The sequence below is a fragment of the Agrobacterium sp. YIC 4121 genome, assembly GCF_002008205.1.
In the GTDB taxonomy this organism is placed as follows: Bacteria; Pseudomonadota; Alphaproteobacteria; order Rhizobiales; family Rhizobiaceae; genus Agrobacterium; species Agrobacterium leguminum.
The window spans coordinates 1-19,160 of the sequence record NZ_MRDI01000019.1 but is presented as its reverse complement, the minus strand read 5'-3'; the positions used below and the strand labels follow the sequence as shown (position 1 = coordinate 19,160).

General features: G+C 58.6%; 15 protein-coding genes, 1 tRNA gene and 2 pseudogenes. 14 read left to right on the top strand and 4 right to left on the bottom strand.

What is annotated here, in order from left to right:
• Window positions 1–196: pseudogene (gene tuf / locus BTE54_RS17440) on the top strand (elongation factor Tu); the annotation flags it as partial.
• 69 nt (window positions 197–265) lie between these two features.
• Here tuf and BTE54_RS17435 read toward each other — a convergent pair.
• Window positions 266–853, bottom strand: a complete 588-nt coding sequence (locus BTE54_RS17435) for a histidine phosphatase family protein (protein WP_020812237.1) — start codon at window positions 851–853, stop codon at window positions 266–268.
• 185 nt (window positions 854–1,038) lie between these two features.
• Here BTE54_RS17435 and BTE54_RS17430 point away from each other — a divergent pair.
• The 9 genes from BTE54_RS17430 (at window position 1,039) to rpoC (ending at window position 13,450) form a co-directional block, all read left to right on the top strand.
• Window positions 1,039–1,114: transfer RNA gene (locus BTE54_RS17430), tRNA-Trp, on the top strand.
• 186 nt (window positions 1,115–1,300) lie between these two features.
• Window positions 1,301–1,501: a preprotein translocase subunit SecE gene (gene secE / locus BTE54_RS17425; RefSeq protein ID WP_003523719.1), complete on the top strand. Its 201-nt coding sequence runs from the start codon at window positions 1,301–1,303 to the stop codon at window positions 1,499–1,501.
• 45 nt (window positions 1,502–1,546) lie between these two features.
• Entirely contained in the window at window positions 1,547–2,077 is a 531-nt protein-coding gene (nusG, locus tag BTE54_RS17420; protein WP_003523721.1) for a transcription termination/antitermination protein NusG, read from the top strand.
• A gap of 144 nt (window positions 2,078–2,221) precedes the next feature.
• Window positions 2,222–2,653 carry a 50S ribosomal protein L11 gene (gene rplK / locus BTE54_RS17415; RefSeq protein WP_003523723.1) on the top strand — a complete coding sequence of 144 codons (432 nt, stop codon included), beginning with the start codon at window positions 2,222–2,224 and terminating at the stop codon, window positions 2,651–2,653.
• A gap of 2 nt (window positions 2,654–2,655) precedes the next feature.
• Entirely contained in the window at window positions 2,656–3,351 is a 696-nt protein-coding gene (rplA, locus tag BTE54_RS17410) for a 50S ribosomal protein L1 (RefSeq protein ID WP_003523724.1), read from the top strand.
• A gap of 355 nt (window positions 3,352–3,706) precedes the next feature.
• Window positions 3,707–4,225 carry a 50S ribosomal protein L10 gene (gene rplJ, locus BTE54_RS17405; RefSeq protein WP_003523725.1) on the top strand — a complete coding sequence of 173 codons (519 nt, stop codon included), beginning with the start codon at window positions 3,707–3,709 and terminating at the stop codon, window positions 4,223–4,225.
• A gap of 59 nt (window positions 4,226–4,284) precedes the next feature.
• Entirely contained in the window at window positions 4,285–4,662 is a 378-nt protein-coding gene (gene rplL, locus BTE54_RS17400; RefSeq protein ID WP_004442635.1) for a 50S ribosomal protein L7/L12, read from the top strand.
• Between the two features lie 262 nt (window positions 4,663–4,924).
• A complete protein-coding gene (gene rpoB / locus BTE54_RS17395) occupies window positions 4,925–9,061 on the top strand; it encodes a DNA-directed RNA polymerase subunit beta (RefSeq protein WP_078053329.1) in 4,137 nt (1,378 codons plus the stop codon).
• A 180-nt stretch (window positions 9,062–9,241) separates the two neighbouring features.
• Entirely contained in the window at window positions 9,242–13,450 is a 4,209-nt protein-coding gene (gene rpoC / locus BTE54_RS17390) for a DNA-directed RNA polymerase subunit beta' (RefSeq protein ID WP_065655887.1), read from the top strand.
• Window positions 13,451–13,594: 144 nt separating this feature from the next.
• Here rpoC and BTE54_RS17385 read toward each other — a convergent pair whose 3' ends face one another.
• The 3 genes from BTE54_RS17385 to BTE54_RS17375 form a co-directional block, all read right to left on the bottom strand.
• Complete coding sequence (locus BTE54_RS17385) at window positions 13,595–14,680, bottom strand: helix-turn-helix transcriptional regulator (protein WP_078053328.1); 1,086 nt, start codon at window positions 14,678–14,680, stop codon at window positions 13,595–13,597.
• A 98-nt stretch (window positions 14,681–14,778) separates the two neighbouring features.
• Window positions 14,779–15,129, bottom strand: a complete 351-nt coding sequence (locus BTE54_RS17380; RefSeq protein ID WP_065655889.1) for a VOC family protein — start codon at window positions 15,127–15,129, stop codon at window positions 14,779–14,781.
• A gap of 10 nt (window positions 15,130–15,139) precedes the next feature.
• Entirely contained in the window at window positions 15,140–15,433 is a 294-nt protein-coding gene (locus BTE54_RS17375; RefSeq protein WP_065655890.1) for a transcriptional regulator, read from the bottom strand.
• 526 nt (window positions 15,434–15,959) lie between these two features.
• Here BTE54_RS17375 and rpsL point away from each other — a divergent pair.
• From rpsL to BTE54_RS25120, 4 genes and pseudogenes are all read left to right on the top strand, one after another.
• Window positions 15,960–16,331, top strand: a complete 372-nt coding sequence (gene rpsL, locus BTE54_RS17370; RefSeq protein ID WP_003507760.1) for a 30S ribosomal protein S12 — start codon at window positions 15,960–15,962, stop codon at window positions 16,329–16,331.
• 78 nt (window positions 16,332–16,409) lie between these two features.
• Window positions 16,410–16,880 carry a 30S ribosomal protein S7 gene (rpsG, locus tag BTE54_RS17365; protein ID WP_003507761.1) on the top strand — a complete coding sequence of 157 codons (471 nt, stop codon included), beginning with the start codon at window positions 16,410–16,412 and terminating at the stop codon, window positions 16,878–16,880.
• Window positions 16,881–16,914: 34 nt separating this feature from the next.
• Complete coding sequence (gene fusA / locus BTE54_RS17360; RefSeq protein ID WP_065655891.1) at window positions 16,915–19,014, top strand: elongation factor G; 2,100 nt, start codon at window positions 16,915–16,917, stop codon at window positions 19,012–19,014.
• Window positions 19,015–19,079: 65 nt separating this feature from the next.
• A pseudogene (locus BTE54_RS25120) lies at window positions 19,080–19,160 on the top strand (elongation factor Tu); the annotation flags it as partial.

The following is a 19,160-nucleotide window of genomic DNA, read 5'->3' as shown; positions in this document are numbered from 1 at the left end:
GTTCTACTTCCGCACGACGGACGTAACGGGCATCGTTACGCTTCCGGAAGGCACGGAAATGGTTATGCCTGGCGACAACGTGACCGTTGACGTCGAGCTGATCGTTCCGATCGCGATGGAAGAAAAGCTGCGCTTCGCTATCCGCGAAGGCGGCCGTACCGTCGGCGCTGGCATCGTGGCTTCGATCGTCGAGTAATTTCAAACCCGCGAGGGATTGAAGAAAACCCCGCTGGAAACGGCGGGGTTTTTTATTGCCCTAAAAGGCTCAGCAGTCGATGCGGACGATGTCGCCATCCTTGAGATGGAAGAATGCGTCCTGCGGCACATCAAGGCGCAATGCTTCCTCCTTTGGAAGGTTCGCATAGACGCCGCGCAACAGGCGGCTGGTGATGCCATGGCAGATGACGATCGCATCGCGCGCCTGTCTCTGCTGAATGGTCTCCAGGCTGCGGGCCACCCGGCTTGTCATTCTTTCGAACGTCTCACCGCCCGGCGCGTGGAAAAACCATTCGTATCGATCCAGCCCATCGCGCATGCCGGGATATTCATAATCGATCTCGTAATCCGTCATGCCGTCCCATACGCCCATGCCGATCTCCATCAGGCCGGGATCGAGGGTGATGCCGTCGATCATGCCGATTTCGCCCGCGACGATCTCGCAGGTCTGCCTCGCCCTGCCGAGCGGGCTGGAGAAAATATGGACTTCATCGGTTTCGATCAGCGCGGCGAGCCTGCGGCCCATGCGCATCGCCTGTTGACGCCCCAGTTCCGTCAAAGGCGAATCGACCTGACCCTGCCAGCGGCGAACGGCGTTGAATTCGGTCTGGCCGTGACGGACGAGATAGATGCTCATGGGCGTTCCTGTGAAATGCGGGGAAGATTAGCGAATTGAACGATGTACCCTTGGCAGGGGCATGCTGGGGTATTTTGCCAGACAATGTGAAAAAACAAAAAACACACTTGCCATTCTTTTCCCTGCACCTTAAAGGAGCGCATACCGAATTGGCCAAGCGATTTCGCGGCCGGTTCAGGTGATCAAGGGGTATAGCTCAGTTGGTAGAGCGGCGGTCTCCAAAACCGCAGGTCGGGGGTTCGAGCCCCTCTGCCCCTGCCACTTTCCATTCGCAAGCGCGGGTCCTCGCTGCATGGCAGATGGGTGCCGGATTTCCGGCGAATTTCGCGGAATGTCGATTTCCTCTTGTTAAAAAGGGAATCGGTGTTTATGTAGGGTCAAAACAGACACGCGGTGCGTGGGGCTGATCAGTATCGGCTTTACGCGCCGTAATTGCGTGGGCAGTCAATGGCATCCAAAACCAATCCGTTTACGTTTCTGCAGCAGGTTCGCGCCGAAGCGTCAAAAATCACTTGGCCGTCGCGCCGCGAGACCATGATTTCGACGGCTATGGTGCTGGTGATGGTCATTTTTGCGGCTCTGTTCTTCTTTGCTGCGGATCAGCTCATCGGCTGGCTGCTCAGCCTGGTGCTGAACGTAGGCCGGTAACGGCGCGGTCAAAGGCCCGGTGGAAGGATCGAACGGAGAATAAAAATGGCAGCGCGCTGGTATATCGTTCACGCATATTCGAATTTTGAAAAGAAGGTCGCCGAGTCGATCGAGGAAAAGGCCCGTCAGAAGGGTCTGGATCATCTTTTCGAGAAAATCCTCGTGCCGACCGAAAAGGTGGTCGAGGTGCGTCGTGGCCGCAAGGTCGACAGCGAGCGCAAGTTTTTTCCAGGTTACGTGCTGGTGCGCGCCAATCTGACGGATGAGGCCTATCACCTCATCAAGAACACGCCGAAGGTTACCGGTTTCCTCGGTTCGGACAGCAAGCCTGTTCCGATTCCCGATTATGAAGCCGAGCGTATCCTCGGTCAGGTTCAGGAAGGTGTCGAGCGTCCGAAGTCTTCGGTTTCGTTCGAGATCGGCGAGCAGGTTCGCGTTTCCGACGGTCCGTTCGCGTCGTTCAACGGCGTGGTTCAGGATGTCGACGAAGAGCGTTCGCGCCTGAAGGTGGAAGTGTCGATTTTCGGCCGCGCTACGCCGGTCGAGCTGGAATACAATCAGGTCGAGAAGGTCTGATTGGCGGGGCGATGCCCCAAGCGCGTGGAAGGCTAACTGGCTCTTTAAGCCGGGGCAGGGCGCCGCACCACGCAACCGCAGCCGCCGGAGCAATCCGGCTTAAGAGAAGCCGGGTAACCGGTTTGAATTGAAAGGCAGAGAGATATGGCTAAGAAAGTTGCAGGCCAGCTCAAGTTGCAGGTAAAGGCCGGGGCGGCCAATCCGTCCCCGCCGATCGGTCCGGCACTTGGTCAGCGTGGCATTAACATCATGGAATTCTGCAAGGCGTTCAATGCCGCCACGCAGGAAATGGAAAAGGGTATGCCGATTCCGGTCGTCATCACCTATTACCAGGACAAGTCCTTCACCTTCGTCATGAAGCAGCCGCCGATGACCTACTGGCTGAAGAAGGAAGCGAAGATCACCTCCGGTTCCAAGACGCCTGGCAAGGGCGCCAAGGTCGGCTCCATCACCAAGGCTCAGGTCAAGACGATCGCTGAAGCCAAGATGAAGGATCTGAACGCAGCCGACATCGAAGGCGCAATGGCAATGGTTGAGGGCTCCGCCCGCGCCATGGGCCTGGAAGTGGTAGGTTGATCATGGCCAAGGTAGCAAAGCGCATTCAGAAGATCCGCGAAGGCGTGGATCCGAACAAGCTCTACGTCCTCACCGACGCCATTTCGATGGTCAAGGAACGTGCAGTTGCCAAGTTCGACGAAACCGTTGAAGTTTCGATGAACCTCGGCGTTGACCCGCGCCATGCGGACCAGATGGTTCGTGGCGTTGTCAACCTGCCGAACGGCACCGGCCGTGACGTTCGCGTCGCCGTCTTCGCCCGTGGCGCCAAGGCTGATGAAGCTACGGCTGCTGGCGCTGACGTTGTTGGTGCAGAAGAACTGGTTGAAATCGTTCAGGGCGGCAAGATCGACTTCGATCGTTGCATCGCGACCCCGGACATGATGCCGCTCGTCGGCCGTCTCGGCAAGGTACTCGGCCCGCGTGGCATGATGCCGAACCCGAAGGTCGGTACGGTGACGATGGATGTTGCCGGCGCCGTCAAGGCGTCCAAGGGCGGCGCTGTCGAGTTCCGCGTCGAAAAGGCCGGTATCGTACACGCTGGCGTTGGCAAGGCTTCGTTCGACGCCAAGGCTCTTGAAGAAAACATCAAGGCTTTCGCCGATGCCGTCATCAAGGCAAAGCCGACCGGTGCCAAGGGCAACTACGTCAAGCGCGTCGCGATTTCCTCGACCATGGGTCCGGGCGTCAAGATCGACCCTTCGTCGGTTACGGCTTAATCAATTCTCGCGCTTCCCGAGGGAAGTGTGAATAAAAGAATTTCCGGCTCCCAGGAGCCGGAGATTTCCGGGGAAACCCGGAACTCCTGTCCGAGATTGCGGGTGGCCATGTCTTTCGGGACCTGGCCTTAATCATTCAACCTGCATGAGACGGGTGAGGCTGGATTTGAGGCATCGAAACGATGCCTGACTGTCCGGTTCGAACCTGGTGTGCCTGTGCCTGAAGCCGTTTGCGGCGACAGAGCGGGGGACAGGATCCTCGAGCGTCGCTCGGGATCTTTGTAAAAAGGTCCCTTGGGGCAAAGGCAAACCCGACGGGTTCACATGTTGTGTTCCCGTCTACTGGAGACAGACAGTGGAAAGAGCGGAAAAACGCGAATTCGTCACGGAGCTGAACGAAGTCTTCAAGGCTTCCGGTTCGGTTGTCGTGGCCCACTATGCTGGTGTCACCGTTGCGCAGATGAACGACTTCCGTTCGAAGATGCGCGCTGCCGGAGGCACCGTCAAGGTCGCGAAGAACCGCCTGGCCAAGATCGCTCTTCAGGGCACGGAGTCGGAAGGGATGACAGATCTCTTCAAGGGCCAGACGCTGATTGCATACAGCGTCGACCCGATGATCGCTCCGAAAGTCGTCATGGATTTCGCCAAGACCAACGACAAGGTCGTTGTTCTCGGTGGCGCCATGGGTGCAACCACGCTCAACGCCGAAGCAGTCAAGTCGCTTGCGACCCTGCCTTCGCTGGACGAGCTGCGCGCAAAGCTGCTGGGCCTTCTCAATGCCCCGGCAACTCGCGTCGCTACGGTTGTCGCCGCACCTGCAAGCCAGCTGGCACGGGTGTTCTCGGCTTACGCCAAGAAGGACGAAGCCGCTTAAGGCGGTTTTTCGCTGTAAATATTCAAACTGGTTCGAACTGAACAAAAGGAACTATCAAAATGGCTGATCTCGCAAAGATCGTAGAAGACCTCTCCTCGCTGACCGTTCTGGAAGCTGCAGAACTGTCCAAGCTTCTCGAAGAAAAGTGGGGCGTTTCCGCTGCTGCTCCGGTAGCCGTTGCTGCTGCTGGCGGCGCTGCTGCTGCTGCTGCTCCGGAAGAAGAAAAGACCGAGTTCGACGTTATCCTGGTTGACGCTGGCGCCAACAAGATCAACGTCATCAAGGAAGTTCGCGGCATCACCGGCCTCGGCCTCAAGGAAGCCAAGGACCTCGTTGAAGGCGCTCCGAAGCCGGTCAAGGAAGCCGTTTCCAAGGCTGAAGCTGCTGATCTCAAGAAGAAGCTTGAGGACGCAGGCGCCAAGGTTGACGTTAAGTAATCTTGCGATTGCTGGCGGGAAGGGGCTTCATGCCCCTTTCCGTCGTCATCGTTTTTAAAACTCATTACCCAAAAGCCGCGTGAAAATGGCTTTTGGGTAATGGGTTCTTCAAGAGAATGGTTCCGAACCGGCTCATCTAGGCAATCCGGCCTGATCGATCCGGGATGTGGAACGAGATTGATGATACCCATTGCTTGACGGGATCGACTGGCCATCGGTTCCCGTCCGTTGCAGGCCCGGATGCAATTTTAAAGGAGCGACGATGGCTCAGACCCTTTCGTTTAACGGTCGCAGGCGCGTACGCAAGTTTTTCGGTAAAATTCCAGAAGTAGCGGAAATGCCGAACCTCATCGAGGTTCAGAAGGCTTCGTACGACCAGTTTCTCATGGTTGACGAGCCCAAGGGTGGCCGTCCCGACGAGGGATTGAATGCGGTATTCAAGTCCGTATTCCCGATCACCGATTTTTCCGGCGCCTCCATGCTTGAATTCGTGTCCTACGAATTCGAAGCGCCGAAGTTCGACGTCGAGGAATGCCGTCAGCGCGATCTGACCTATGCTGCGCCGCTGAAAGTGACGCTGCGCCTCATCGTGTTCGATATCGATGAAGATACCGGCGCGAAGTCCATCAAGGACATCAAGGAACAGTCCGTCTACATGGGCGACATGCCGCTCATGACCAATAACGGTACGTTCATCGTCAACGGCACCGAGCGCGTCATCGTTTCGCAGATGCACCGTTCGCCGGGCGTGTTCTTCGATCACGACAAGGGCAAGAGCCATTCTTCCGGCAAGCTGCTCTTCGCTGCCCGCGTCATCCCGTATCGCGGTTCCTGGCTCGACATCGAGTTCGACGCCAAGGACATCGTCTATGCGCGTATCGACCGTCGCCGCAAGATCCCCGTGACCTCGCTGCTGATGGCGCTTGGCATGGATGGCGAAGACATTCTGTCGACCTTCTATACCAAGGCTTCCTATGAGCGCGACGGCGACGGCTGGCGCATTCCGTTCCAGCCCGAGACGCTGAAGAACGCCAAGGTCATCACCGACATGATCGACGCCGATACCGGTGAAGTCGTGGTCGAAGGTGGCAAGAAGCTGACCCCGCGCCTGATCCGTCAGCTGACGGAGAAGGGCCTGAAGGCGCTGAAGGCGACCGATGAAGACCTCTACGGCAACTATCTGGCCGAAGACATCGTCAACTACGAGACGGGTGAAATCTATCTCGAAGCCGGCGATGAAATCGACGAGAAGACCCTCGGCCTCATCCTGCAGTCCGGCTTCGACGAGATTCCGGTCCTCAACATCGACCACGTCAATGTTGGCGCCTATATCCGCAACACGCTGTCTGCCGACAAGAACGAGAACCGTCAGGAAGCCCTGTTCGACATCTACCGCGTCATGCGTCCGGGTGAGCCGCCGACCATGGAATCGGCGGAAGCGATGTTCAACTCGCTGTTCTTCGACGCAGAGCGTTACGATCTGTCGGCCGTTGGCCGCGTCAAGATGAACATGCGCCTCGACCTCGATGCGGAAGACACCGTGCGCACGCTGCGCAAGGAAGACATCCTCGCCGTCGTCAAGATGCTGGTCGAACTGCGCGACGGCAAGGGCGAAATCGACGACATCGACAACCTCGGCAACCGCCGTGTCCGTTCTGTCGGCGAGCTGATGGAAAACCAGTATCGTCTGGGCCTTCTGCGCATGGAACGTGCGATCAAGGAACGTATGTCCTCGATCGAAATCGACACCGTGATGCCGCAGGACCTGATCAACGCGAAGCCGGCAGCCGCCGCCGTTCGCGAATTCTTCGGTTCCTCGCAGCTGTCGCAGTTCATGGACCAGGTGAACCCGCTTTCGGAAATCACCCACAAGCGCCGTCTTTCGGCTCTTGGGCCGGGTGGTCTGACCCGCGAGCGCGCCGGCTTCGAAGTCCGCGACGTTCACCCGACCCATTACGGCCGTATTTGCCCGATCGAGACGCCGGAAGGCCCGAACATTGGTCTGATCAACTCGCTTGCAACCTTCGCCCGCGTCAACAAGTACGGCTTCATCGAAAGCCCGTACCGCAAGATCGTCGACGGCAAGGTGACCAACGACGTGATCTACCTCTCCGCCATGGAAGAGGCCAAGTATTACGTCGCGCAGGCCAACGCGCCGCTCAATGAAGACGGTTCGTTCTCGGAAGAGTTCGTCGTCTGCCGTCACTCGGGCGAAGTCATGCTCGCACCGCGTGACAACATCAACCTGATGGACGTTTCGCCGAAGCAGCTCGTTTCGGTCGCAGCGGCTCTCATTCCGTTCCTGGAAAACGACGACGCCAACCGCGCTCTCATGGGCTCGAACATGCAGCGTCAGGCCGTTCCGCTTCTGCGCGCCGAGGCACCGTTCGTCGGTACCGGCATGGAGCCGATCGTCGCCCGTGACTCCGGCGCTGCCATCGCAGCCCGTCGTGGCGGTGTGGTCGATCAGGTGGATGCGACCCGTATCGTTATCCGCGCCACGGAAGACCTCGATGCCGGCAAGTCCGGTGTTGATATCTACCGTCTGCAGAAGTTCCAGCGTTCGAACCAGAACACCTGCGTCAATCAGCGCCCGCTGGTTTCCGTCGGCGACAACATCTCCAAGGGCGATATCATCGCGGACGGTCCGTCGACCGACCTCGGCGATCTGGCTCTTGGCCGCAACGCGCTCGTCGCGTTCATGCCCTGGAACGGCTACAACTACGAAGACTCGATCCTGATGTCGGAGCGTATCGTTTCCGACGACGTGTTCACCTCCATTCACATCGAAGAATTCGAAGTGATGGCGCGCGACACGAAGCTTGGTCCGGAAGAAATCACGCGCGACATTCCGAACGTTTCGGAAGAAGCGCTGAAGAACCTCGACGAAGCCGGTATCGTTTACATCGGTGCGGAAGTTCAGCCGGGCGACATCCTCGTCGGCAAGATCACGCCGAAGGGCGAAAGCCCGATGACGCCGGAAGAAAAGCTTCTGCGCGCCATCTTCGGTGAAAAGGCTTCCGACGTTCGCGACACCTCCATGCGCATGCCTCCGGGCACGTTCGGTACGGTCGTGGAAGTTCGCGTCTTCAACCGTCACGGTGTGGAGAAGGACGAGCGCGCGATGGCTATCGAGCGCGAAGAGATCGAGCGTCTGGCGAAGGACCGCGACGACGAGCAGGCGATCCTCGACCGTAACGTCTACGGCCGTCTGATCGACATGCTGCGTGGCCACGTTTCCATCGCCGGTCCGAAGGGCTTCAAGAAGGGCGTCGAGCTTTCCAACGCCGTCGTTTCCGAATATCCCCGCTCGCAGTGGTGGATGTTCGCAGTCGAAGACGAAAAGGCTCAGTCCGAGCTGGAAGCGCTTCGTGGCCAGTACGACGAATCCAAGTCGCGCCTTGAACAGCGCTTCATGGACAAGGTCGAAAAGGTCCAGCGCGGCGATGAAATGCCTCCGGGCGTCATGAAGATGGTCAAGGTCTTCGTTGCCGTTAAGCGCAAGATCCAGCCGGGCGACAAGATGGCCGGCCGTCACGGTAACAAGGGCGTCGTCTCGCGTATCGTTCCGGTCGAGGACATGCCGTTCCTCGAAGACGGCACGCATGTCGACATCTGCTTGAACCCGCTCGGCGTGCCTTCGCGCATGAACGTCGGCCAGATCCTCGAAACCCACCTCGCATGGGCATGCGCAGGCATGGGCAAGAAGATCGGCGAGATGCTCGAAGAGTATCGCAAGACGATGGACATCAGCGAGCTTCGCAGCGAGCTGACGGAAATCTACGCGTCTGAAGCCAATGACGAGGTTCAGCGTTTCGATGACGACTCGCTCGTCAAGCTTGCCGAAGAAGCCAAGCGCGGTGTTTCCATCGCGACCCCGGTTTTCGACGGTGCGCATGAGCCTGACGTTGCCGCGATGCTGAAGAAGGCAGGTCTGCATGAATCCGGTCAGTCCGTCCTTTACGACGGTCGTACCGGTGAGCCGTTCGACCGCAAGGTCACCGTCGGCTACATGTACATGATCAAGCTGAACCACCTTGTCGACGACAAGATCCACGCTCGCTCGATCGGTCCTTACTCGCTCGTTACCCAGCAGCCGCTGGGCGGCAAGGCGCAGTTCGGCGGACAGCGCTTCGGGGAAATGGAAGTCTGGGCTCTGGAAGCATACGGCGCGGCTTACACGCTGCAGGAAATGCTCACCGTCAAGTCGGACGACGTGGCGGGCCGCACCAAGGTTTACGAAGCGATCGTCCGTGGCGACGACACCTTCGAAGCCGGTATTCCGGAGAGCTTCAACGTTCTCGTCAAGGAAATGCGGTCGCTCGGTCTTTCGGTCGAACTGGAAAACTCGAAGGTCGAGAACCAGCCCGAAGACCAGCTGCCCGACGCGGCGGAATAAGACGATAGAGGCGGGCGCCTTCAAGGGCGCCTGCCGGTTTCCCGGGCGGTATTGGCCGGTTCGGGACACTTTCGCCGCATTATGCGGTTAATCCGTATTTAAAGCTCTGGACGGTGACCCGGGAAGAAGCCGGTCCAGATGCAAACAGGGGCAGCAGCTAGCCTCTCAAGGAGACAAGGCATGAACCAAGAGGTCATGAATCTTTTCAATCCTCAGGTGCCTGCGCAGCATTTCGATTCCATCCGGATTTCGATCGCTTCGCCGGAAAAAATCCTGTCGTGGTCCTACGGCGAGATCAAGAAGCCGGAAACCATCAACTACCGTACGTTCAAGCCGGAACGCGACGGTCTCTTCTGCGCGCGCATCTTCGGACCGATCAAGGACTATGAGTGCCTGTGCGGCAAGTACAAGCGCATGAAGTACAAGGGCATCATCTGCGAAAAGTGCGGCGTCGAAGTCACGCTGTCGCGCGTTCGCCGTGAGCGCATGGGCCATATCGAGCTCGCAGCGCCGGTTGCCCATATCTGGTTCCTGAAGTCGCTTCCCTCGCGTATCTCGACCCTGCTCGACATGACGCTGAAGGATGTCGAGCGCGTTCTCTATTTCGAGAACTACATCGTCACCGAACCGGGCCTCACTTCGCTGAAGCAGAACCAGCTTCTGTCCGAAGAAGAGTACATGATCGCCGTCGACGAGTTCGGCGAAGACCAGTTCACCGCCATGATCGGCGCTGAAGCCATCTATGAGATGCTGGCTTCGATGAACCTCGAAAAGATCGCCGGCGACCTGCGCGTCGAGCTTGCTGAAACGACTTCTGATCTGAAGCAGAAGAAGCTGATGAAGCGCCTGAAGATCGTCGAGAACTTCATGGAAAGCGGCAACCGTCCGGAATGGATGATCATGAAGGTCGTTCCGGTCATTCCGCCGGACCTGCGCCCGCTGGTTCCGCTGGATGGCGGCCGTTTCGCGACGTCTGACCTCAACGATCTCTATCGCCGCGTCATCAACCGTAACAACCGTCTGAAGCGCCTGATCGAGCTTCGTGCGCCGGGTATCATCATCCGCAACGAAAAGCGTATGTTGCAGGAATCCGTCGATGCGCTGTTCGACAACGGCCGTCGCGGCCGTGTCATCACGGGTGCGAACAAGCGCCCGCTGAAGTCGCTTTCCGACATGCTCAAGGGCAAGCAGGGCCGCTTCCGCCAGAACCTTCTCGGCAAGCGCGTCGACTATTCCGGTCGTTCGGTCATCGTGACCGGTCCGGAACTGAAGCTGCACCAGTGCGGTCTGCCGAAGAAGATGGCGCTCGAACTGTTCAAGCCGTTCATCTATGCCCGCCTCGACGCCAAGGGTTACTCCTCGACCGTCAAGCAGGCCAAGAAGCTGGTTGAAAAGGAAAAGCCGGAAGTCTGGGATATCCTCGACGAGGTCATCCGCGAGCATCCGGTTCTCCTGAACCGCGCACCGACGCTGCACCGTCTGGGTATCCAGGCTTTCGAACCCATGCTGGTCGAAGGCAAGGCTATCCAGCTGCACCCGCTCGTCTGCACGGCCTTCAACGCCGACTTCGACGGTGACCAGATGGCTGTTCACGTTCCGCTTTCGCTGGAAGCCCAGCTGGAAGCGCGCGTGCTGATGATGTCGACCAACAACATCCTGCATCCGGCAAACGGCCACCCGATCATCGTTCCTTCGCAGGACATGGTTCTCGGCCTGTATTACCTGTCGATCATGAACCAGAACGAGCCGGGCGAAGGCATGGCCTTCTCCGACATCGGTGAGCTGCATCACGCGCTTGAAAACAAGGTCGTGACGCTGCATGCCAAGATCCGCGGCCGCTTCAAGACCGTGGATGCCGATGGCAAGCCGGTTTCGAAGATTCATGAGACGACCCCCGGTCGTATGCTGATTGGCGAACTTCTGCCGAAGAACGTCAACGTGCCTTTCGACGTCTGCAACCAGGAAATGACCAAGAAGAACATCTCCAAGATGATCGACACGGTCTACCGTCATTGCGGCCAGAAAGACACGGTCATCTTCTGCGACCGCATCATGCAGCTCGGCTTTGCCCATGCCTGCCGCGCCGGCATTTCGTTCGGCAAGGACGACATGGTCATTCCGGACAGCAAGGTGAAGATCGTCGGCGACACCGAAGCTCTCGTGAAGGAATACGAACAGCAGTATAATGATGGTCTCATCACCCAGGGCGAAAAGTACAACAAGGTTGTCGACGCCTGGGGCAAGGCTACCGAAAAGGTCGCCGAAGAGATGATGGCACGCATCAAGGCTGTCGAGTTCGATCCGGAGACGGGCCGCCAGAAGCCGATGAACTCCATCTACATGATGTCGCATTCGGGTGCTCGTGGTTCTCCGAACCAGATGCGTCAGCTGGGCGGCATGCGCGGGCTGATGGCGAAGCCGTCGGGTGAAATCATCGAGACGCCGATCATCTCGAACTTCAAGGAAGGCCTGACCGTTAACGAGTACTTCAACTCGACCCACGGTGCCCGTAAGGGTCTCGCAGACACCGCCCTGAAGACGGCGAACTCGGGTTACCTTACCCGTCGTCTCGTCGACGTCGCGCAGGATTGCATCGTCAACTCCAAGGATTGCGGCACCGACAAGGGCCTCACCATGACCGCCATCGTCGATGCCGGTCAGGTCGTTGCCTCGCTCGGCGCACGTATCCTCGGCCGTACGGCTCTGGACGACATCGATCATCCGGTTTCCGGCGAAAACATCGTCAAGGCCGGCACGCTGATCGACGAAGCCGACGTGGCTGCAATCGAGAAGGCCGGTATCCAGTCCGTCCGCATCCGTTCGGCTCTGACCTGCGAAGTGCAGATCGGCGTCTGCGGCGTGTGCTACGGTCGTGACCTTGCACGCGGTACGCCTGTCAACATGGGCGAAGCCGTCGGCGTCATCGCCGCACAGTCCATCGGTGAACCGGGCACGCAGCTTACCATGCGTACCTTCCACCTTGGCGGTACGGCGAACGTGGTCGACCAGTCGTTCCTCGAAGCCTCTTACGAGGGCACGATTGCGATCAAGAACCGCAACATCCTGCGCAACTCCGAAGGCGCACTCATCGCGATGGGCCGTAACATGGCTGTCACCATTCTCGATGAGCGTGGCCAGGAGCGGTCTTCGCAGCGCGTTGCCTATGGTTCGAAAATCTTCGTTGACGATGGCGACAAGGTTAAGCGCGGTCAGCGTCTTGCAGAGTGGGACCCCTACACCCGTCCGATGATGACGGAAGTGGAAGGTACCGTCCACTTCGAGGACCTCGTCGACGGCCTCTCCGTTCTGGAAGCCACCGACGAATCCACCGGCATCACCAAGCGTCAGGTTATCGACTGGCGTTCGACGCCGCGCGGTTCGGACCTCAAGCCTGCGATCGTCATCAAGGACGCTTCCGGTGCGGTTGCGAAGCTTGCCCGTGGTGGCGAAGCCCGCTTCCAGCTCTCGGTCGACGCCATCCTGTCGGTCGAGCCGGGTGCGAAGGTCTCCCAGGGTGACGTGCTTGCACGTTCGCCGCTCGAAAGCGCCAAGACGAAGGACATCACCGGCGGTCTGCCGCGCGTTGCCGAACTGTTCGAAGCCCGTCGTCCGAAGGACCACGCCATCATCGCAGAGATCGATGGTACGATCCGGCTGGGCCGCGACTACAAGAACAAGCGTCGCGTGATGATCGAGCCTGCGGAAGACGGCGTCGAGCCGGTCGAATACCTGATCCCGAAGGGCAAGCCCTTCCACCTTCAGGAAGGCGACTATATCGAAAAGGGTGAATACATCCTCGACGGTAACCCGGCACCGCACGACATTCTGGCGATCAAGGGCGTGGAGGCTCTGGCTTCCTACCTCGTGAACGAAATCCAGGAAGTCTACCGTCTGCAGGGCGTTGTGATCAACGACAAGCACATCGAGGTGATCGTTCGCCAGATGCTGCAGAAGGTTGAAATCACCGATGCCGGCGATAGCCAGTACATCGTTGGTGACAACGTCGATCGCATCGAGCTTGACGACAACAACGACCGCCTGATCGAAGAAGGCAAGAAGCCTGCCTATGGCGAGCCGGTTCTGCTCGGCATCACCAAGGCTTCGCTGCAGACGCCGTCCTTCATCTCGGCCGCATCCTTCCAGGAAACCACCAAGGTTCTCACGGAAGCTGCGATTGCCGGCAAGACGGACACGCTGCAGGGCCTCAAGGAAAACGTCATCGTCGGCCGTCTCATCCCGGCCGGTACCGGCGGCACCATGACGCAGATCCGCCGCATCGCCACCTCGCGCGACGACCTCATTCTCGAAGAACGCCGCAAGGGCACCGGTGCAGGTTCTGCGAACCAGATGCTGCAGGACATGACGGACCAGGCTCCGGCCGCCGAATAAGGCGCGAAGGGCAGGGGCTTTGCGAAGCCCCGCCAAAGTTCAGAACAAAACGCCCGGAGCAATCCGGGCGTTTTTTGTTTGAGCGGAATTTGGAAGCTTCTTGCCCTTTGCCGGTCAACCCGGAAATCCATCCGCGCAAATGGGTTAGGCCTGTCCGCGGATGTTATAGCGAGTGAGAACGGAAAGCCGGCGAACGAGGTCGGCCTTGCCGGTGCTGCCGGTCTTCGCGTAGATAGACTTGGCGTTGCTGCGCACGGTTTCGTGCGAAACTTTCAGCTGCTTCGCCACCGCCGGAAGCGAAAGCCCCTTCATGATTTCCAGCGCTACCCGCGCTTCGCCCCTGGTCAGATCGTAGAGACCCTTGAGCAATGTGTTTGCATCGGCAATTATGCCCGTCGGCTGCGATACGAGCGCGATGGCGTTGCCGTTGGGTGAGAAATCAAGTGCGCTCTTGCGCAGCGGTATGAGGTGGAGAATGCAGGCGCCGTCTTCGCTGGCGGGAAGAGGGAAGGAACCGGCGTCTTGCCCAGAGAGTGCCTTGTAAAGCAGCCGGTTCACTCTCTCATCGGCAATGGTGATCCTGTCGCGCGTGCGGGCGGAGAAGCATTTCTGTAATGACAGGAACAGATCGTTGGCCGAAAGGATGTGGCCGCTCGTCTGCAGCACTGCGGCCGGCGCGCCAATGGCGTTGAGACCAAGTGTCATCGCATCAGCCTTCTGACGCTGCAGCTGTGTTGCGAGGGTGAGGCTGCGGGCGATATGCGGCCTCAGTCCGCCGAGTGTCGCCATGGTCTCAGGCGTGATAGTGCCGGCGTCGAGTCTGCGTTCAAACAGCACTGTCATCTCCGGATGGCCTGGTGGAGCGACCTGTGTCGCCGCGCCGTATCCCAAACCGCGGGGCATAAGAAAGTCACGAACGATCGGCAGCTCGGCCCATTCCTCATGATTGAAGACGTCCAAATCCTGCGCGAAGGAGAATTGGCCTTCCCGGGCGATGCGGCTGAGGCGATCATTGCGGTGGTTCCAGCCGCCCGCCGCGAAGTCCTTCATCAACTCGTGGAAGCTCGGCGTGTGAAGCCACACCTGGTCTTCTCCCTTGCCCCAGGTAATCGCGCCGCCCCAGAAATTGAGATGACGGCAGATAGCTACCAGAACCTGCATCCAGCGGTCGGGAAAAAGCGCCGCTTCATAAATGTCATCGATAATGTCTGCCGACGATATAGTATCCAACCCGCCACCGAAAATTTGCGTCGGAACTATTTTAAGCTGATGTCGGCTGGATATTCAATGTATAAAGAATTAATACTACTGTATTTAAAGTATATAATCTATGAGTGACTTAATATATTGATGAGTTTGCCGAAAGGGTCGCGCACGAACAGGCGTCGTACACCCCACGCCTCGACTACGGGGCCGTATTCGATCGGTAGCTTGGCGGTCAGGATTCGGGCGTGGACCTCGTCGAAATCATCGACCTCGATGGAGAGGTCGGGCACATCCGTGCCGGAGCCACCTTCGCGCGCAAAACTCACCTGAGCCCGCGCTTCGAGCGGGCTGGCATGGGTGACGATCCAGCCATGATCCATGGCGGCGGGCATGCCGAGAATGTCACCGTAGAACGCCTGAGCCCGCGCGGGTTCCGGCGTTGCTATATTGGCGACGACACGTCTGACCGCCATGGCTTGAACCTCAGGCGAAGCGGATGATGGCGACTTCGCCTTCGAGTGCGCCCTGATAGGCGGAGGCGTGCGGCTCTTCGTCCGGGATGTCGGTCAGCATGCCAATCTGGTCGAGATCGGCTTCGATGAAACCTTCCTCGGAAAGCGCGTTCAGCGTTTCGCGCACGGCGGTGTCGTCGTCCGGCGCCCGCAGGATGACGTGGATGTCGATGCCCTCGGAATTGTCGGTCTCATAGGCCTTGCCGATGACGATGAAGACCATCGGCTCGTCGCGTCCGTTGTCGTTGTCGGGGAGGGTGCTCATGACGCGGTTCCTTGATCTGTCGTTGCTGTGACGCGGGCCGAGGGAATCGGTCCCGCCCGTGGCGGAGCCGCTCCGGCCCGCCATTGGGAATCAATAGACGGATTTTATGAAAAGCCAAAGCGTGGAGGTCAAAATCGCTGCCTTCTGCGCCGACTTATGTTAAAGCGGGTTGGAAATGGCCCGGACGTGGGCTTTGCGGCCATGGGTGGCGGCGCAAAATGTGGATTCACCCTTGACGAAAGCTGGCTAAAACAGTAGTACGCCCGCCATCGGAGCCTCTGTGGGTGCTGGCCGTTCGGTAACCTTTTTCCCGAACATCATCTCAAACGGGTCTCCATTGCACGTAGAAGACACGAATGTTGCACGCAAGACGCCTCATCCGGTGTCCTCTGCTCTTGGTGGTCCATCCGTGAAAACGGATCGGGCCACGTTTTGCGCATGAGGATATATGCGTGCATCGTCGCCGGCAACGGCATAGCCGCCACCCGTGAGGGTGGCTAAAGTAGTTTTTGCAAGGGATGGTTATATGCCTACCGTAAACCAGCTGATCCGCAAGCCTCGCCAGGCACAGGTAAAGCGCAACAAGGTTCCTGCTCTTCAGGAAAACCCGCAGAAGCGTGGTGTTTGCACCCGCGTTTACACGACGACCCCGAAGAAGCCGAACTCGGCTCTGCGTAAGGTTGCCAAGATCCGCCTCACCAACGGCTTCGAAGTCATCGGCTACATTCCGGGCGAAGGTCACAACCTTCAGGAACACTCCGTGGTCATGATCCGCGGCGGCCGCGTAAAGGACTTGCCGGGCGTGCGTTACCACATCATCCGCGGTGTTCTCGATACCCAGGGCGTCAAGAACCGCAAGCAGCGCCGCTCCAAGTACGGTGCGAAGCGTCCGAAGTAATTCGGGTTTAAACAAATTCCGGCGCTGCGCGAGGTTCTCCGCGTGGTTTAGCGTCAATAACATTGAGAGACAAAGAATATGTCCCGTCGCCATAGTGCAGAAAAGCGTGAGATCAACCCGGACCCGAAGTTCGGCGATCTGGTCGTCACCAAGTTCATGAACGCCATCATGCTTCACGGCAAGAAGTCGGTCGCAGAAAGCATCGTTTACGGCGCGTTCGACGTCGTTCAGGGCAAGACGAAGCAGGAGCCGCTCGGCGTGTTCCACTCCGCCCTCGACAACGTTGCTCCGCACGTTGAAGTGCGTTCGCGCCGCGTTGGTGGTGCCACGTATCAGGTTCCCGTCGACGTTCGCCCCGAGCGCCGTCAGGCCCTTGCTATCCGCTGGCTGATCACGGCTGCCCGCAAGCGCAACGAAACGACCATGGTCGATCGCCTTTCCGGCGAACTCATGGACGCTGCGAACAACCGCGGTTCCGCTGTCAAGAAGCGCGAAGACACGCACAAGATGGCCGACGCCAACCGCGCATTCTCGCATTACCGCTGGTAATCTTAACCGGTCGCATATCGAAAGGCAGTCCATTATGGCTCGCGAATATAAAATCGAAGACTACCGCAATTTCGGTATCATGGCGCATATCGACGCCGGCAAGACGACGACCACCGAGCGTATCCTTTATTACACCGGTAAGTCGCACAAGATCGGCGAAGTTCACGATGGCGCTGCCACGATGGACTGGATGGAACAGGAGCAGGAGCGTGGTATCACCATCACCTCCGCTGCCACCACGACCTTCTGGAAGGGTCGCGACGGCAAGATGCGCCGCTTCAACATCATCGACACCCCCGGCCACGTTGACTTCACCATTGAAGTCGAGCGTTCGCTGCGCGTTCTCGACGGCGCCATCGCGCTGCTCGACGCCAACGCCGGTGTTGAGCCGCAGACGGAAACCGTCTGGCGCCAGGCTGAGAAGTATCATGTTCCGCGCATGATCTTCTGCAACAAGATGGACAAGACCGGTGCTGACTTCTACCGCTCGGTAGAAATGATCAAGACCCGTCTCGGCGCCATTGCCGTTGTCATGCAGCTGCCGATCGGCGCTGAGGCCGAGTTCAAGGGCGTTATCGACCTGATCGAGATGAACGCACTCATCTGGCGCGACGAATCGCTCGGCGCTCAGTGGGACGTCGTCGAAATCCCGGAAGACATGAAGGCCAAGGCTGACGAATATCGCGAAAAGCTGATCGAGACCGTTGTCGAGATCGACGAAGAAGCGATGGAAGACTACCTGAACGGCATCATGCCCGACAACGACAAGATCCGTGCGCTCGTTCGCCGCGGCACCATCGACGTGAAGTTCCACCCGATGTTCTGCGGTACCGCGTTCAAGAACAAGGGCGTTCAGCCGCTTCTCGACGCCGTTGTCGACTACCTGCCTTCTCCGCTGGACATTCCGGCGATCAAGGGTATCGACTTCAAGACCGAAGCCGAAATCGAGCGTCATGCCGACGACAGCGAGCCGCTTTCCATGCTCGCGTTCAAGATCATGAACGACCCCTTCGTCGGTTCGCTGACCTTCGCACGCATCTACTCGGGCAAGCTCGAAAAGGGTACGTCCGTCATCAACACGGTCAAGGACAAGCGCGAGCGCGTCGGCCGTATGCTGCAGATGCACTCCAACAGCCGTGAAGACATCGAAGAAGCCTTTGCCGGCGACATCGTTGCTCTGGCCGGCCTCAAGGAAACCACCACTGGCGATACGCTCTGCGATCCGCTGAAGCCGGTTATCCTCGAGCGCATGGAATTCCCCGAGCCGGTCATCCAGATCGCGATCGAGCCGAAGACCAAGGGCGACCAGGAAAAGATGGGCCTCGCGCTCAACCGTCTGGCTGCTGAAGATCCTTCGTTCCGCGTCAAGACGGATGAAGAATCCGGTCAGACGATCATCGCGGGCATGGGCGAACTTCACCTCGACATTCTCGTTGACCGTATGCGTCGCGAATTCAAGGTTGAAGCAACCGTTGGCGCTCCGCAGGTTGCCTACCGCGAAACCATCACGCGTCAGCACGAAGAAGACTACACGCACAAGAAGCAGTCCGGTGGTACCGGTCAGTTCGCTCGCGTGAAGATCATCTTCGAACCGAACCCCGAAGGCGAAGACTTCAAGTTCGAGTCGAAGATCGTCGGCGGTGCAGTTCCGAAGGAATACATCCCGGGCGTTCAGAAGGGTATCGAAAGCGTTCTGTCTTCCGGTCCGCTGGCTGGCTTCCCCATGCTCGGCGTCAAGGCGACGCTGGTCGACGGTGCATTCCACGATGTCGACTCGTCGGTTCTCGCCTTCGAAATCGCATCGCGTGCCTGCTTCCGTGAAGCAGCGAAGAAGGCTGGTGCACAGCTTCTCGAGCCGATGATGAAGGTCGAAGTCGTAACGCCGGAAGACTATGTCGGTGACGTTATCGGCGACCTGAACTCCCGTCGTGGTCAGATCCAGGGCCAGGAAAGCCGTGGTATCGCCGTCGTCATCAACGCGCATGTTCCGCTCGCGAACATGTTCAAGTACGTCGACAACCTGCGCTCCATGTCGCAGGGCCGTGCACAGTACTCGATGACGTTCGACCACTATTCGCCGGTTCCGTCGAACGTGGCGCAGGAAATCCAGGCTAAGTACTCCGGTCAGAAGTGATCGGGGTACGCCCCACCGAATTTTGAAGATTATTCCCGTCAAGGGACAAGAATGGAGAGCCACTAATGGCAAAGAGCAAGTTTGAGCGCAATAAGCCGCACGTCAACATTGGCACGATCGGTCACGTTGACCATGGCAAGACGTCG

Excerpts from the sequence above, each read along its gene's own strand:
- BTE54_RS17435 (WP_020812237.1), bottom strand. The coding sequence starts at position 853 with ATGAGCATCTATCTCGTCCGTCACGGCCAGACCGAATTCAACGCCGTT.
- secE (WP_003523719.1), top strand. The coding sequence starts at position 1,301 with ATGGCATCCAAAACCAATCCGTTTACGTTTCTGCAGCAGGTTCGCGCC.
- nusG (WP_003523721.1), top strand. The coding sequence starts at position 1,547 with ATGGCAGCGCGCTGGTATATCGTTCACGCATATTCGAATTTTGAAAAG.
- rplK (WP_003523723.1), top strand. The coding sequence starts at position 2,222 with ATGGCTAAGAAAGTTGCAGGCCAGCTCAAGTTGCAGGTAAAGGCCGGG.
- rplA (WP_003523724.1), top strand. The coding sequence starts at position 2,656 with ATGGCCAAGGTAGCAAAGCGCATTCAGAAGATCCGCGAAGGCGTGGAT.
- rplL (WP_004442635.1), top strand. The coding sequence starts at position 4,285 with ATGGCTGATCTCGCAAAGATCGTAGAAGACCTCTCCTCGCTGACCGTT.
- rpoB (WP_078053329.1), top strand. The coding sequence starts at position 4,925 with ATGGCTCAGACCCTTTCGTTTAACGGTCGCAGGCGCGTACGCAAGTTT.
- rpoC (WP_065655887.1), top strand. The coding sequence starts at position 9,242 with ATGAACCAAGAGGTCATGAATCTTTTCAATCCTCAGGTGCCTGCGCAG.
- BTE54_RS17380 (WP_065655889.1), bottom strand. The coding sequence starts at position 15,129 with ATGGCGGTCAGACGTGTCGTCGCCAATATAGCAACGCCGGAACCCGCG.
- BTE54_RS17375 (WP_065655890.1), bottom strand. The coding sequence starts at position 15,433 with ATGAGCACCCTCCCCGACAACGACAACGGACGCGACGAGCCGATGGTC.
- rpsL (WP_003507760.1), top strand. The coding sequence starts at position 15,960 with ATGCCTACCGTAAACCAGCTGATCCGCAAGCCTCGCCAGGCACAGGTA.
- rpsG (WP_003507761.1), top strand. The coding sequence starts at position 16,410 with ATGTCCCGTCGCCATAGTGCAGAAAAGCGTGAGATCAACCCGGACCCG.
- fusA (WP_065655891.1), top strand. The coding sequence starts at position 16,915 with ATGGCTCGCGAATATAAAATCGAAGACTACCGCAATTTCGGTATCATG.